The sequence below is a fragment of the Phenylobacterium sp. genome (assembly GCF_044372605.1).
GTDB lineage: Bacteria > Pseudomonadota > Alphaproteobacteria > Caulobacterales > Caulobacteraceae > Phenylobacterium.
Genome location: NZ_JBILRO010000065.1, coordinates 1 through 14,002, shown reverse-complemented (window position 1 = coordinate 14,002; position 14,002 = coordinate 1). Strand labels below are relative to the sequence as shown.

Annotated in this window: 16 protein-coding genes; 3 read left to right on the top strand and 13 right to left on the bottom strand. The window is 65.4% G+C overall.

The window, feature by feature from the left end; translation table 11 throughout:
* Positions 1 to 526: outer membrane beta-barrel protein (locus ACIQ42_RS07675; protein ID WP_397421615.1), on the bottom strand; the 526-nt coding region annotated here is incomplete at its 3' end.
* Positions 527 to 696: 170 nt separating this feature from the next.
* On the opposite strand from ACIQ42_RS07675, the gene ACIQ42_RS07670 reads away from it, so the two are divergent.
* Positions 697 to 1,488, top strand: coding sequence for a LytTR family DNA-binding domain-containing protein (locus tag ACIQ42_RS07670; protein ID WP_397421614.1), 792 nt, complete (start codon positions 697 to 699; stop codon positions 1,486 to 1,488).
* On the opposite strand, the gene ACIQ42_RS07665 is transcribed toward ACIQ42_RS07670, so the two are convergent.
* Genes ACIQ42_RS07665 through ACIQ42_RS07625 form a run of 9 tightly spaced genes read right to left on the bottom strand, consistent with a single transcriptional unit; the run spans position 1,465 to position 8,588 of the window.
* Positions 1,465 to 1,749 carry a 2TM domain-containing protein gene (locus tag ACIQ42_RS07665; RefSeq protein WP_397421613.1) on the bottom strand — a complete coding sequence of 95 codons (285 nt, stop codon included), beginning with the start codon at positions 1,747 to 1,749 and terminating at the stop codon, positions 1,465 to 1,467. The genes ACIQ42_RS07670 and ACIQ42_RS07665 overlap by 24 nt on opposite strands.
* Before the next feature lie 60 nt (positions 1,750 to 1,809).
* The gene (locus tag ACIQ42_RS07660) at positions 1,810 to 2,205 is read right to left on the bottom strand and encodes a HesB/IscA family protein (RefSeq protein WP_397421612.1); all 396 of its coding nucleotides are present in this window, start codon (positions 2,203 to 2,205) and stop codon (positions 1,810 to 1,812) included.
* A complete protein-coding gene (locus ACIQ42_RS07655; protein ID WP_397421611.1) occupies positions 2,205 to 2,564 on the bottom strand; it encodes an SUF system Fe-S cluster assembly protein in 360 nt (119 codons plus the stop codon). Before ACIQ42_RS07655 ends, ACIQ42_RS07660 begins: the two co-directional genes overlap by 1 nt.
* Positions 2,565 to 2,572: 8 nt before the next feature.
* Positions 2,573 to 3,787 (bottom strand): aminotransferase class V-fold PLP-dependent enzyme, encoded by a 1,215-nt coding sequence (locus tag ACIQ42_RS07650; RefSeq protein WP_397421616.1) that lies wholly within the window; start codon positions 3,785 to 3,787, stop codon positions 2,573 to 2,575.
* Between the two features lie 2 nt (positions 3,788 to 3,789).
* Entirely contained in the window at positions 3,790 to 4,812 is a 1,023-nt protein-coding gene (gene sufD, locus ACIQ42_RS07645) for a Fe-S cluster assembly protein SufD (RefSeq protein WP_397421610.1), read from the bottom strand.
* Positions 4,809 to 5,555, bottom strand: coding sequence for a Fe-S cluster assembly ATPase SufC (sufC, locus tag ACIQ42_RS07640; RefSeq protein WP_397421609.1), 747 nt, complete (start codon positions 5,553 to 5,555; stop codon positions 4,809 to 4,811). The genes sufD and sufC overlap by 4 nt, the downstream gene beginning before the upstream one ends.
* Complete coding sequence (gene sufB, locus ACIQ42_RS07635; RefSeq protein ID WP_397421608.1) at positions 5,555 to 7,024, bottom strand: Fe-S cluster assembly protein SufB; 1,470 nt, start codon at positions 7,022 to 7,024, stop codon at positions 5,555 to 5,557. Before sufB ends, sufC begins: the two co-directional genes overlap by 1 nt.
* Positions 7,024 to 8,163: a cysteine desulfurase family protein gene (locus ACIQ42_RS07630; protein WP_397421607.1), complete on the bottom strand. Its 1,140-nt coding sequence runs from the start codon at positions 8,161 to 8,163 to the stop codon at positions 7,024 to 7,026. Before ACIQ42_RS07630 ends, sufB begins: the two co-directional genes overlap by 1 nt.
* Positions 8,160 to 8,588, bottom strand: a complete 429-nt coding sequence (locus ACIQ42_RS07625; RefSeq protein ID WP_397404301.1) for an Rrf2 family transcriptional regulator — start codon at positions 8,586 to 8,588, stop codon at positions 8,160 to 8,162. Before ACIQ42_RS07625 ends, ACIQ42_RS07630 begins: the two co-directional genes overlap by 4 nt.
* A 158-nt stretch (positions 8,589 to 8,746) precedes the next feature.
* Between ACIQ42_RS07625 and ACIQ42_RS07620 the strand changes: the two genes are divergently transcribed.
* Together ACIQ42_RS07620 and ACIQ42_RS07615 are read left to right on the top strand one after the other, a co-directional pair.
* Positions 8,747 to 9,397, top strand: coding sequence for an alpha/beta hydrolase (locus tag ACIQ42_RS07620; RefSeq protein WP_397421606.1), 651 nt, complete (start codon positions 8,747 to 8,749; stop codon positions 9,395 to 9,397).
* A 153-nt stretch (positions 9,398 to 9,550) separates the two neighbouring features.
* Positions 9,551 to 9,952 (top strand): YybH family protein, encoded by a 402-nt coding sequence (locus ACIQ42_RS07615; RefSeq protein ID WP_397421605.1) that lies wholly within the window; start codon positions 9,551 to 9,553, stop codon positions 9,950 to 9,952.
* Here ACIQ42_RS07615 and ACIQ42_RS07610 read toward each other — a convergent pair.
* The 3 genes from ACIQ42_RS07610 to ACIQ42_RS07600 all read right to left on the bottom strand — a co-directional run.
* A complete protein-coding gene (locus tag ACIQ42_RS07610; protein ID WP_397421604.1) occupies positions 9,949 to 11,526 on the bottom strand; it encodes a histidine kinase dimerization/phospho-acceptor domain-containing protein in 1,578 nt (525 codons plus the stop codon). The two genes, ACIQ42_RS07615 and ACIQ42_RS07610, sit on opposite strands and share 4 nt — an antisense overlap.
* Positions 11,523 to 12,224 (bottom strand): response regulator, encoded by a 702-nt coding sequence (locus ACIQ42_RS07605; RefSeq protein ID WP_397421603.1) that lies wholly within the window; start codon positions 12,222 to 12,224, stop codon positions 11,523 to 11,525. Before ACIQ42_RS07605 ends, ACIQ42_RS07610 begins: the two co-directional genes overlap by 4 nt.
* 123 nt (positions 12,225 to 12,347) lie before the next feature.
* On the bottom strand, positions 12,348 to 14,002 hold a 1,655-nt coding region (locus ACIQ42_RS07600), incomplete at its 5' end, for a flavin-containing monooxygenase (RefSeq protein WP_397421602.1).

The window sequence follows — 14,002 nt, the reverse complement described above, 5'->3', positions numbered from 1 at the left end:
GAAACTGATAAGCGAGCTTTCCGCTCTGGCTGAACTCGCTGCGGACACCCCCCTTGAGGTCGGCATCCACCTCTTCGACCATCCCCAGACCAACGCCAACATAGGGTTTGAAAAGGGCGAAGTCGGTCTCGTAGCGGGCCACGTCCCAGAGTGCGTTGCCCATCAGCACCAGTGAGGCGTAGTCGCCGTCATTGGTGCCGGTGAGACCCGCGGCGCTGGCGCCTTTGACCGAATTGCGGGTGTAGATGATCTCCGCCTCAACCCGGATATTCTCGTTTACCTGATAACCTACAGCGGCTCCGCCTAGCCAGCCGCCGCCAACATCGAGCCGACCGTTGGCCTTCGCGCCAGCCGTCGGCGTGAAGTCGAAGTTCTGGTCACCAAGCGTTGAAGCGCCGCCGAAGATCTCTACGTAAAGACCCTTAGATACATCGCTTTCTGCCGCGACGACGGATAGTGGAGAGCACATAGCGACACCGAGTGCAATTAGGCCGAACACTCGGGCAAACGGAATAGGATGGGACATGTTTGGCACCTGGGTTGGGAAGGAGAATGGCCTTGATCTAGGCGTCGCTCACTGCCTGTGTCGAGAGCCGCCGCCGCCGTACTTCACGAGTGGTAGGCCAAATTCACGGGCGGTCTAACGTGAGCCGAGGAGACGTCACACCGGGCGCTTTTGATCTGAGGGGGCGCTGGTTGTTCCCCGCCGCGGGACTGGCCTTGACCGGCCTGCTTGCCCTTTCCGAGCCGACACGGACCGTGGGCTTGACCCTCCCGGCGCGGATCATACTCGTCGCTCTCAACGTCTGGCTGCCACTGGCGATCTGCCTGGCAGCCAGCCGATGGGTTATGACGTCGACGGCTGCGCGGCTGCTCCCCTACTGGCTATGGCTGAGCTTGATCGGCGTTGCTGCGGCTTGGATCTCGACACCGGCCTTCGTAGCGCTGGAAGGCTGGTTACAGCCATTGGACCTGGATGGTGGACCACCGGGGAGCGACCCGAGCCTACGGTCCTTCCTGCAGGACTGGCCATCGGAGGCCTGGGAAGCGGGCCGCGTGGTCGTCCCGGTCTGGTTGATGCTGAATCTTGCGGTGCGCTGGTCGCGACCGGCCGTGATCGGAGTCGAGGCTGCTGCGGGCGGGCGACCCGGCTTCCTGGCGCGACTCCCGGGTCGATTGGGTGATGACATCATCAGCGTCCGCGCCGAACAGCACTACGTCCAGGTTGAGACAACCCTTGGCGGCGAACTGTTGTTTTGCGGTTTCGGGAGCGCGGTCCATGAGTTGACCACACAAGGGGCGCACGGCATGGCAATCCATAGGTCGCACTGGGTAGCGTGGCCCCATGTGGCGGAAATCTACACCGTCGGGAGCGAGGTCCGTTGCCGCCTGAAATCGGGCCAGACTGTCCCGATCAGCCGCCGTCGAGTTCGCGAAGCGCGTGAGGCGTTCGACGCGTTCCGTTCACTGCCCGCGCGTACGGCGTAGCTTCTCGAGTTCCTCCTCTATCATCCGGTCGCGCAGGCCATCGCCGTTAAAGTAGACGGAAGCGGCATGGGCGGCGAGACCAATGCCCCAGCCCAGCATCGGCCAGATCGCCCAGAAATAGCCTGGCGAGGTGATCAGGTTCAGGGCGACAAGACCCCCATTTACGCCGACGTACGCCATCAGGTGGCTGCGAAACGCGAGTTTCATATCGGCCCGGCGAACGGCCAGGCGGCGCATTTCGATGTCGTCAGCGTCAGTCATGGGCTCTCCCCGCAGTCTCGAGGTCACGATAGCACGCCCGGCCCGCGCCGCCAGACTGACTCAGTCCTGTCGGGCCGGCTCGATGGTTACACTTTCTCCACAACCACACGCATCGGTCTCGTTGGGATTGCGGAATACAAACTTTGACGAGAGTTTCGAGATTTCATAGTCGATCTCGGTGCCGATGAGGAACAGCACCGCCTTGGGTTCGACAAGGATGGTCACGCCCTTGTCCTCGACGACTTCGTCCAGCGGACCTGCCGCTTCGGCGTACTCCAGGACATACTCCTGACCCGCGCAGCCCCCGTTCTTCACCCCCACGCGCAGACCGACATAGGGCGTTGCAGCCTTGTCCATGATCTCGCGGACCCGCGAGGCGGCGGCGTCGCTGAGCGTCACCACCTTGGGCCGTGGGCGGCGCGCGCGGGGGGCGGGTGTGATGTCGAGGTTTGTCATCAGAACATGTTCAGTTGCAGCTTGGCCTCGTCGGTCATCCGCGAGGGGTCCCAGGGCGGGTCGAAGACCAGATCCACCTTGCAGGACCGGATTTCCGGAATTTCGCGCACGGCGTCCTCCACCCAGCCCGGCATTTCGCCGGCCACCGGGCAGCCCGGCGCGGTCAGGGTCATGTCGATGGCCACATCCTTGTCGTCCGAGACGTCGACTTTGTAGATCAAGCCCAGCTCATAGATATCGACCGGGATTTCCGGATCAAAGACAGACTTCAGCTTCTCGATCAGCTTGTCCGTCAGGATATCCAGTTCCGCCTGCCCGAGTGGCGGCGACTTGGAGTCGATGGGGGCGGCGTCATCCATGGGGCTCGTCACGCGAAAAAGGCCTGTGCTTTGGTCAGGGCGTCCACAAAAGCGTCTGCCTCGTCCGGGGTGTTATATAGGGCGAAAGACGCCCGGGCGCTTGAAGTGATGTCGAACCGGGTCATCAGGGGCTCCGCGCAATGGGTCCCGGCGCGGATGGCCACGCCGTAACGATCCAGGATCTGGGCCACGTCGTGGGCATGCGCGCCGGCGACGGTAAAGGTCAGGATGGCTCCCTTCCCCGGCGCCTCTCCGATCACCCGCAGCCAGTTGGCCCCGCTCAGGCCCTCCCGAACGCGCGCATAGAGTGCCGCCTCATGGTCGGCGATGGCCTCCCGGTCCAGCCCGCTGAGCCACTCTATGGCGGCGCCAAGCCCTATCGCCTCCAGGATTGCAGGCGTTCCTGCCTCGAACCGATGCGGTGGATCGGCATAGCTGATCGCATCCCTGGAAACCTGGGCGATCATCTCACCACCGCCCTGATACGGAGGCAGCGCGGCCAGGCGCTCGGCCTTGCCGTAGAGCACACCGATCCCGGTCGGGCCGTAAAGCTTGTGACCGGAGAACACATAGAAGTCGGCGTCCAGGTCGCGAACGTCCACGGGCTCGTGGGCTACAGCCTGGCAGCCATCCAGCAGCACCAGCGCGCCGGCGTCATGCGCCATCCGAGTCAGCGTCTTCACCGGATTGATGGTGCCCAGGACGTTCGACATGTGGCTGAGCGCCACAACCCGGGTCCGGGGGCCCAGCAGGCCCTGAAAGGCCTCCATATCCAGAACGCCCTGGTCCGTCACCGGCGCCCATTTCAGCACCACGCCCAGCCGCTCGCGCAGGAAATGCCAGGGCACGATGTTGGCGTGGTGCTCCATGTCCGTGATGAGGATTTCATCGCCGGCCTGCAGCGTGGCACCCAGCCCGTTGGCCACCAGATTGATCGCCTCGGTGGCCCCCTTGGTGAAGACGATCTCGCTCACGTCGGCGCCGATGAACCGCGCCACAGACGCCCGGGCTGCTTCGTAGGCGTCGGTCGTCTCGTTGGCCAGCGTGTGCAGGCCGCGATGCACATTGGCGTAGGAATGCTCCATCGCCCGCGTCATCGCTTCGATCACTGCGCGCGGCTTCTGGGCCGAGGCGGCCGAGTCCAGGTATATTAGTGGCTTGCCGTGTACCTGCCGGGACAGGATCGGAAACTGGCTGCGGATCGCTTCGACGTCGAACGCCATCATCAGACCCTCAACCGTTCGGCGGCCCACTTGCGGACCACGTTGCGGGCGTCCTCGAACCAGATCCGGTCGATCACCTGGCCGATAAAGGCTTCGGTGAGCATAGCGCGGGCCTCCGGCTCGGGAATGCCGCGCTGGCGGGCATAGAACAGGGCGTCCTCGTCCATGGCCCCCACCGTATTGCCGTGGGCGCAGGAGACGTCGTCGGCGTAGATTTCAAGCTCGGGTTTGGCGTCGACCTCGGCGCGATCTGACAGGATCAGGGCGTGGTGTCCCATCCGGGCGTCGGTCCGGTCGGCGCCTTCGGAGACGATGATCTTGCCCTGGAAAACCGCCCGGGCCTGATCGCGCGCCACGCCCTTGATCAACTGGCTTGTCGTGCCGTCGACGCCTTCATGGGTCACGACCGTGGTGTGATCCGTATGGCGCTTGTCCGCCACCAGATAGACCCCGTCCATCCGCGCGCTGGCGCGTCCGCCGGGATGCACGACCCGCGTCTCCAGTCGCTGGCGTCGTGCGCCCGACGCCACGATCGTCTGGCCGAAATCTGCTGTCGGCGCGAGGCGGACCTCGGCTTGGCTGACCGACACCGCATCCTCGTGATCCTGGGCCAGCACGATCCGCTCAAGCGCCGCCCCCTCGGCCAGGGTGATGGTCAGGGCCGTCTGGCAGACAGAAGCCCCGTCGCTCTCATAGCTCTCCAGCAGGCGCAGCCGCGCCCCGGCGCCCAGATTGATGGTCACCCGCGAGGCATGCGCGCAGGCGCCGCGCGACACCAGCCGAAGCGCTACCAGGGTCTTCTTGCCCGGAGCCACGTCAATGCGTGCGTCGCCTCCGTTGACGAGCACGTGGTGGTCGGCCGCCAGCCTGTCGAACGGGCCGGGGCTCAGCGTACCGGTGAAGGCCTCGGAGGCCTCGGGCAGGACGCGGATCAGCCCGCGCAGGTCGGTCCAGCGCCAGTCCTCGTCGCGCCGGGACGGAAGCTCACCGACGTCCCGCGTGCGGATGGCGGCAGCGACGCTCATGCGGCCTTCGCGTAGCGGTCATAACCGTCGCGCTCCAGCGCCAGCGCCAGTTCGGGCCCACCTGAGGCCACGATCCGCCCACCGGCCAGCACATGCACGCGGTCCGGTTTGATGTAGTCCAGCAGGCGCTGGTAATGGGTGATCACCAGCATGGCGCGATCGGGGTTGCGCATCGCATTCACGCCTTCGGACACGATCCGCAGTGCATCGATATCGAGGCCGGAGTCGGTTTCGTCCAGGATCAGGAAGCGCGGCGACAGCATCGCCATCTGGAAGATTTCCATCCGCTTCTTCTCGCCGCCGGAAAAACCCACGTTCAGCGCGCGCTTCAGCATCTCGAAGTCGATCTTGAGGGCAGCGGCCTTCTCGCGGGCCAGCTTCAGAAAGGCCGGCGCGGTGATCTCGGTCTCGCCGCGCGCCTTCTTCTGGGCGTTGAGCGCCGTGCGGATGAAGGTCAGGGCCGGAACGCCGGGGATTTCCAGCGGATACTGGAACGACAGGAACACGCCCTTGGCCGCCCGCTCGTTGGCTTCCAGCGCCAACAGATCCTCACCGTCGAGCGTTGCGCCACCCTCGGTGACCTCATAGCCCTGACGGCCGGTCAGCACGTAGGACAGCGTCGACTTGCCCGCCCCGTTCGGGCCCATGATGGCATGTACCTCGCCGGCAGGGACATCCAGCGTGAGGCCCTTGAGGATCGGCTTGCCATCGACCGTGGCGTGAAGATTGGAAACGCTGAGCACTATCCGACGCTCCCTTCGAGCGAAATCGCGACGAGTTTCTGGGCCTCTACAGCGAACTCCATCGGGAGCTCCTGCAGCACATCCTTGACGAAGCCGTTGACCAGCAACTGCACGGCCTCTTCCTGGCTGAGCCCGCGCTGCATGGCGTAAAACAGCTGGTCTTCCGAGAGCCGCGTGGTGGTCGCCTCGTGCTCGAACTTGGCCTGGCCGTTGCGCGCCTCGATGTAGGGCACGGTGTGGGCGGCGCAGTGCTTGCCGATCAGCAGGCTGTCGCACTGGGTGAAGTTGCGCGCACCCTTGGCCTTGGGGTGGGCCGAGACAAGACCACGATAGGTGTTGGACGACCGGCCCGCACTGATGCCCTTCGAGATAATCCGCGAGCGGGTATTGGCGCCCAGGTGGATCATCTTGGTGCCGGTGTCAGCCTGCTGGCGGCCGTTGGTGATGGCGATCGAATAGAACTCGCCCGAACTGCCCTCTCCGCGCAGGACGCAGGACGGATACTTCCAGGTGATCGACGAGCCGGTCTCGACCTGGGTCCAGCTGACTTTCGATCGATCGCCACGGCAATCGGCCCGCTTGGTGACGAAGTTGTAGATCCCGCCCTTGCCGGTAACCGGATCGCCCGGGTACCAGTTCTGGACGGTGGAATACTTGATCTCCGCGTCGTCCATGGTGACCAGTTCGACCACGGCGGCATGCAGCTGGTTCTCGTCGCGCATCGGGGCTGTGCAGCCTTCCAGATAGGAGACGTAGCTGCCCTTGTCGGCGATGATCAGGGTGCGTTCGAACTGGCCGGAGTTCTCGGCGTTGATCCGGAAATAGGTCGACAGCTCCATCGGGCAGCGCACGCCCGGCGGCACATAGACGAAGCTGCCGTCGGAAAAGACCGCCGCGTTCAGGCAGGCGAAGTAGTTGTCGCTGACCGGAACCACCGAGCCCAGATACTGCTTCACCAGTTCCGGGTGCTCGCGGATCGCCTCGCTCATGGAGCAGAAGATCACGCCGACCTGGGCCAGTTCCTTCTTGAAGGTGGTGACCACGCTGACGCTGTCGAACACGGCGTCGACCGCATAGCGCGGCGAGCCCACCACGCCGGCCAGAACTTCCTGTTCCTTCAGCGGGATGCCCAGCTTCTTGTAGACCTCGAGGATCTCGGGATCGACCTCGTCCAGGCTGGCGATACCGACCTTCTCCTTGGGCGCGGCGTAGTAGTAGCTGTCCTGATAGTCGATCCGCGGGAAGTTCACCTTGGCCCAGTCGGGCTCGTCCATCGCCAGCCAGCGCTCGAAGGCGTCCAGACGCCAGTCCAGCATCCACTGCGGCTCGTTCTTCTTGGCCGAGATGAAGCGCACGATGTCGGCGTTCAGGCCCTTGGGCGCGAAGTCCTGCTCGATGTCGGAGGAGAAGCCGTGCTTGTACTTCTCAAGTCCCTGGACCTGTTCGACGGTCTGTTTGACGGCGGCCATTATGCGGACTTTCTCATGCGGCGTTGGCTGTGGCGGGCATGCGCCTCCAGCCAGACGTCGGCGAACGTGTTCCAATCGGCTTCCGTGGTGTCCCAGCCGCCGCTGACGCGGATAACGCAGGCCGACAGCTCGCCCTGTCCCATGGCTGTCAAAACCGGCGAGGCCTTGACCTTGCCAGACGAACAGGCCGAGCCGGCGCTGATCATCACCTGGGCCAGATCCAGCCCCATCACCTGCAGATCGGATGTGAAGCCGGGGGTGGCGATGCACAGCGTATTGGGTAGCCGTAGCGCGCCCTCGCCCATGACGACGCCGCCTGCGGCCTTCAACCGCGCCGCCGCCGCGTCTCGCCATGCCGCCTGCGCGCCATAGCCCTCAAGACCAGCCAGCGATTCCGCTGCAGCTGCGCCAAAGCCGGCAATCCCCGGCAGATTTTCCGTGCCGCCGCGCCGCCCACGCTCCTGTCCGCCGCCGTGCTGGCGGCGCGACAGGGTGGCCCGGGGGCCAAAGGTAAGCGCACCCACGCCCTGCGGTCCGCCCAGCTTGTGCGCCGAGATCGAGAGCGTGTCGGCGCCGAGCGCACGACTGTCCACGGCGATCTTGCCGGCCGCCTGGATAGCGTCGACATGCAGCCAGCCATCGGCGGCGCGGACAATCGCCGACGCTTCGGCCACAGGCTGGATCACGCCGGTTTCATTGTTGGCCAGCATCAGCGCCACGAAGGGTTTGCCGTCTGCCGCTTCCCAACGGGCAAGCCGTTCGCCAAGCCAGACCAGATCGGCGACGCCGTGGCTATCCACCGGCAACACCTCGACTTCGACGCCAAGGATGCTCGCTGTCTCACGGATACTGTCATGTTCGATGGCCGACACGATCAGGCGACGCGCGCCGGCGGCCACCGCACTTTCCAGGGCGATGGCGTTGGCTTCCGTGCCGCCGCTGGTGAAGATCACCGTCGACTCCGGCGCGGCGATCAGCGCGCCCACATCGGCCCGGGCCTGCTCCATCACCGCACGCGCCGTGCGCCCTGCCGCGTGGATCGACGAAGGATTGCCGACGTTTTCCATCGTCCGGGTCATGGCCGCGATCGCCTGGGGTCGGACGCGGGCTGTGGCGTTATGGTCCAGATAGAGGCTCATGCGGCGCGTCTCAGCTTTCCGCCCACCACATCCGCCAGCGAGACCGAGGCTAGATAGTCCTCAATCCGGTCGCCCAGATCCTCCCAAAGGTCATGGGTCAGGCAGCGCTCTCCGCGCACCATGCAGCCCGGGCCCACCTTTTCGCAGCGGGTGGCGCGCAGAGGCTCGTCGACGGCATGCACGATATCGGCTATCGAGGTGTCGTCGGCCGTGCGGGCCAGACGGTATCCGCCGCCGGGTCCCCGCGCACTCTTGACGAGGCCCTTGCGCCGCAGCCGAGCGAACAGCTGCTCCAGATAGCTCAACGAAATCTCCTGACGCTCGGCGATGTCAGCCAGCGCCACGGCCCGCGCGGCGTCGCCTTCGCGGCGCGCCAGATCCGCCATGGCCATCACGGCGTAGCGGCCTTTCGTGGATAGACGCATGGCGTTGGGTCCAATGCAGTTTTCGCGCGCATCCGGCGGCGCCTATGCTATGAGCCCCGCCTTGCGCAGGGGTCCTTCGCGGGTCTCACCGGTCAGGCCGGGACTTAGGAAGACCCAGCGCAGCAGTCAAGTATTCAGGCCTTACAAAGAGGAATCGAATGCCAGAGGTGGTGCTGACCGGTGCGGCCGGGCGGATCGAAGGGCGCTATACCCAGGGCAAGCGCGAAACCGCGCCCGTGGCGCTGATCCTGCATCCGCACCCCAAGGCCGGGGGTCAGATGAACAACCCGGTGGCCGTCCAGCTCTACCACCTGTTCATGAAGCGCGGCTTCTCGGTCCTGCGGTTCAATTTCCGCGGTGTCGGCCGCAGCCAGGGTGAGTTCGACGGCGGCATCGGCGAACTGGCCGACGCGGCCACGGCTCTGGACTGGCTCCAGACCACCAACCCTGCGGCCTCCCAGTGCTGGGTGGCCGGCTACTCCTTTGGCGCCTGGGTGGGCATGCAGCTGCTGATGCGACGTCCCGAAACGGACGGGTTCATATCGGTCTCCCCGCCGACCAACGCCTATGATTTCTCGTTCCTGGCCCCCTGCCCGGCGTCCGGCCTGATCCTGCACGGCCAGAACGACAGCGTCGTGCCCCCCATCGATGTGGAGCGCGTCGTCTCAAAGCTGCGCACGCAGAAGGGCATCGTCATCGACTACGACGTGGTCGATGGCGCCAGCCACTTCTGGATGGAGAACCTGCCCGAGGTGGAGCGCCGCGTCGGCGACTATCTGGACAAGCGGCTGGAAGCGAACCCGGCGTAGTCACACCACAGGTGTCATCCCGGTTTTCTCCGCAGGAGAAAGACCGGGACCCATAGACACCGGGGGAGGAAGGCATCGCACAGCCGCCCCGCAGAACCCGTTTGTCCCGGGCGGAGTCTATGGGTCCCGGTCTTCGTGTGCCACGAAACCGGGATGACACACGATTTTGTGGGTGCACAGATGACCAATCCCGGTGACGCCATCCGCGCCCGGCGGAAGCTGACCAACAAGCTGATCGCGGCGCATGAGGCCCTGCGCCTCCGGCCCTTCTTTACCCCTGACGTCAAGCTGATCGTGGGTGACGGCGGGCTGATCCTCGGTGTGGATGCCGTGATCCAGGCGTTCGCCGGCCAGTTCGCGGACCCCGCTTTCGGAACCTATGTTCGCGAGACTGAGCGTGTCGATCTGGACGCCGAAGGCACCCGGGCCGCAGAGGCAGGTCGATGGACCGCCATCTGGACGTCCGGAACCATGACCGGGACCTATCTGGCTGTCTGGCGCAAGGTCACCGGCCAATGGGTGATCGAGAGCGAGCTCTACGTCACGCTCAGCTAGGCCTTGGGCATGTTTACACGGAACACCGCGCCGTTCGCCGAAGCCTCCAGTTCGATCCGGGCCTGACTGGCCGCGAGCAGGGAGCGCGCGATGGACAGACCCAGCCCCGTCCCGCCCTCGGCCCTACGGCTGGTGAAGAAGGGATCAAACAATCGCTGTCGATCCGCGACAGGAACCCCGGGGCCATCATCGGCGACGAGGATCTCGATCTCCCCGGCGGCCGCGCTCACATTCACCGTAGCCTCCCGGGCCCCGGCCTGACGGCTGTTCTGCAGGAGGACGACCAGCACCTTCTCCACAGTCTCGGCCGGTGTCGCCGCTCGGGGCAATTCAGGCGCCAGCGTCAAGGTCACGCGAAAATCGTCGCGCCGCTCTCCGTCCACCGCCCGGCGAATAGGCTCGGCAATGTCGGAGGTAACGCCCGAGGCCGGTGTCGCCATGTCAGCCCGGGCCAGGTCCAGCAGCCGGGTAACCAGTTGCGACAGCCGCTCGCTGTCGCCGTGGATATTGTCCAGAAACCGCCGTCGATCAGCGGCGGACATGGTCTCGAAGTGATCCTGCAGCAGTTCCACCGCGCCGTTTATCCCCGCCAGCGGCGTCTTGAATTCGTGGCTGACGGCGGCGGCGAAGTCGCGAAGATAGCCGCTGCGCCGTTCGATCCGCTCGGCCATGGCGCGGAAATCCTCGTAGAGCGCGCGCACCTCAACGGCGGCTGTGCGCGGCGTGCGCGGGACCTCGCCGCCACCGGCCGCGACCTCTCGAGAGGCCCGGCTGAGTTTCTCGATAGGCCGGGTCACACCGCGCGACACCAGACCGGATAGCACCACGAGCAGCCCCAGGATCACAGCGGCCGCCAGCGCAAACTTGCCGCGATCCTCATAGAGGCCTCGAAACAGCGCCCGCGGCGAGCGCGACAGCAACAGAACCGCCACGACCTTGTCCCCGACCACCACGGGCCGGGCATGGTGCAGACGAATGCCGGAAGCCTTGCTCAGCCACTCAAACCGGTAGCGCGCCTGAAAATCGCCGCTGCGCCGAAGGACTGTGCGCGGCTGACCTTTCAGGGCGGTGCGGACTTCGGGCAACGCCGAGAGGTCGCCGTTCTCATCGCTATCCGAAACAACGAAGCCATTCCGATCCAGCAACACCACGGCCGCCGCCGTGGTTCGGACCGTGCGCTCAATGATCGGCGCCATGGTCCGTGCGACGATCAGCGCTTCAGTATCTGGTGCCCTGCCGGTCGCTACGGGCGCAGGTCGCTCCGGCAACAACGGATCGCGACTGAGGTCGATGGTGGTGAATTCGGGCCGAAAATAGCCTTCCGGCGGGGCGGCAGGTCGCGGCAGCGGCGCAGGCGCGCCCGGCCAGTTGATCGCGGCCACGGCGGCCAGCGCCGCGCCCTGGGCCACCAGTTCCGCCTCCGTCTGGCGGACCAGGGTGTTCTCGTAGACCCGGAGTGAAATGGCCCCGATAGCCGGCATGGCCGCTGCAAACAGCAGGACCCCGAACAGGATGGTCCTTAGTCGCAGCCGGGGCCAGACACCTGCAATCAGATCCTTCAACCGTTCAATCACGCCGTCGCGCCCAGACAGGGACCCAGCCGGTAGCCGACGCCGGCCCGCGTCTCGACGACGTCATGGGCGCCGAGGGCCGCGAACTTGCCTCTGAGGTTGCGTACGTGACTGTCGATGGTGCGGTTGGTGATGGCGAAGCCGGGACCATGCAGATGGTCGATAATCAGATCGCGGCTGAACACCCGCGTGGGTGCGCCGGCCAGGATCTTGAGGATCTCAAACTCGGTGACCGTCAGGGAGATCTCCAGATCAGCCCACCGCGCGATCCAGCTCTCCACATCGAGCCGCAGCTTGCCGTGGACGACCGCCACCGTAGACGCAGGCGCTGTTGCAGGCCCCCGCGCCCGCCGCAGGATCGCCTGAACCCGCGCCACGACCTCGCGCGGACTGAACGGCTTGACCACATAGTCATCGGCGCCCAGCTCGATCCCCAGGATCCGGTCGATCTCGTCGTCGCGCGATGACAGGAACAGGATCGGCAGTTCGCCCTGCGCCCTCAGCCGGCGGCAGACCTCCAGGCCGTCCAGTCGCGGCATGTTGATGTCGAGGATCACAAGGTCGGGGCGCGCCTGCGCGACCGAGACCAGGGCGGCTTCCCCATCCGGCGCCTCACGGGCGCCCAGACCGGCTTTCTCCAGCGCAAACACCAGCAGCTGGCGGATATGGGGATCATCGTCGACCACGAGGACTTGCGGCATGGGCACATGTTCCGGCTTGCAGCCTGTGCGTCAACCACACCGGCGCCACCGGTCTATCCCACCGCCCGACGCTGCGGGTGCAGCCGCCGGGTCAATCAGATGCAGTTTCCGTGCAGACGGCCCTCAGGGCTGGAGCTCGAGTCCCTGCAGCGACCCCTCCGCCCGCCAGTCCTCCAGCACCTTCACGAAGGCCACCGGCCCTGCGCCGTAGGAGCCGTTCTGCTTGGCGATCATCTCCGGACGACCCTCGTTATTGTAGTAGCCGGGGGTGCATTCCTTGAGGAAGCCCTCGCGCATGACCGACAGCCGCACGATGGTGTCGACCCAGGCCGCCTCGGCTTCTGCCGACGGTTCGATGGTCCGGGCCTGACGCTCCGCAGTCTCGGTCATCAGATAGGCAATGTGCTTCGACTGCTCATTGATCATGTGGGGGAAATTGGCGCTGAAGCCTGACTGACTGTTCGAGACGATGAAGCAGTTGGGGAAGCCGCGCGACAGCACGCCGTGAAGCGTGGATACGCCGTCAGCCCACTTCTCGGTCAGGCTCTGACCGCCAACGCCATAAAGCTCATAGCCCGAGCGGCGGGTGAAGCTGGTGCCCACCTCAAATCCGGTGGCGTAGATCAGGCAGTCAACCTCGTATTCCTTACCGTCCACCACAATGCCGTGCTCGGTGATCCGCTCCACGCCCTGACCCTTCGTATCGATCAGGTGGACGTTCGGGCGGTTGAAGGTAGCCAGATACTCGTCGTGGAAGCAGGGACGCTTGCAGAACTGGTTGTACCAGGGCTTGAGCGCCTCGGCGGTGTCGGGATCCTCGACGACGGCGTCGACCCGTGCGCGGACCTGTTCCATCTTCTTGAAGTCGGCCAGTTGCATCAGCTCGGCAGGGTTCTCCACCGCCTCGCCCGCTTCCATCTTCTTGCGGGCCAGCAGCAGGATGTTGCCGATGATGTCCGTCCAGCCGTCCTGCACCAGATCTTCCTTGGCGAAGCCGCCCGAGACCAGGGTGTTGAAATTGTCCATCCGGTGCTGCTGCCAGCCAGGCTCCAGGCTCTGGGCCCATTCCGGATCGGTGGGGCGATTGTTTCGCACGTCGATTGACGAGGGCGTCCGCTGGAATACGAACAGCTCCTTGGCCCATTCCCCCAGGTGCGGTACGCACTGAACCGCAGTCGCGCCGGTGCCGATGATCGCGACCCGCTTGTCCTTCAGCCCGGTCAGGCCGCCGTTGCTGTCACCGCCGGTGTAGCCGTAGTCCCACCGGCTGGTGTGGAAGCTATGGCCCTTGAAGCCCTCAACGCCAGGAATGCCCGGGAGTTTCGGCCGGTGCAGCGGTCCGTTGGCCATGACCACGAACCGCGCCTTCAGCGCATCGCCGCGGTTGGTGGAGACGGTCCAGCGCGCCGCCGCCTCGTCCCAGCGCATCTCGGTGACTTCGGTCTGGAACAGCGCGCCGCGATAAAGGTCGAACTTCTCGGCTATGGCGCGGCTGTGACGCAGGATTTCCGGCGCGCGGGAGTACTTCTCAACGGGCACATATCCTACCTCCTCAAGCAGGGGCAGGTAGATGTAGCTCTCGATATCGCAGGCCGCGCCAGGATAGCGGTTCCAGTACCAGGTGCCGCCGAAGTCGCCGCCCTTCTCGATGATGCGGATATCGTCGACCCCGGCTTCACGCAGCCGCGCCGCCGCCAGTTGCCCGCCAAAGCCGCCGCCGACCACGACGACCTCGACCTCCTCGCTCAGCGCCGCGCGCTCGACGCGTTCGACGTAGG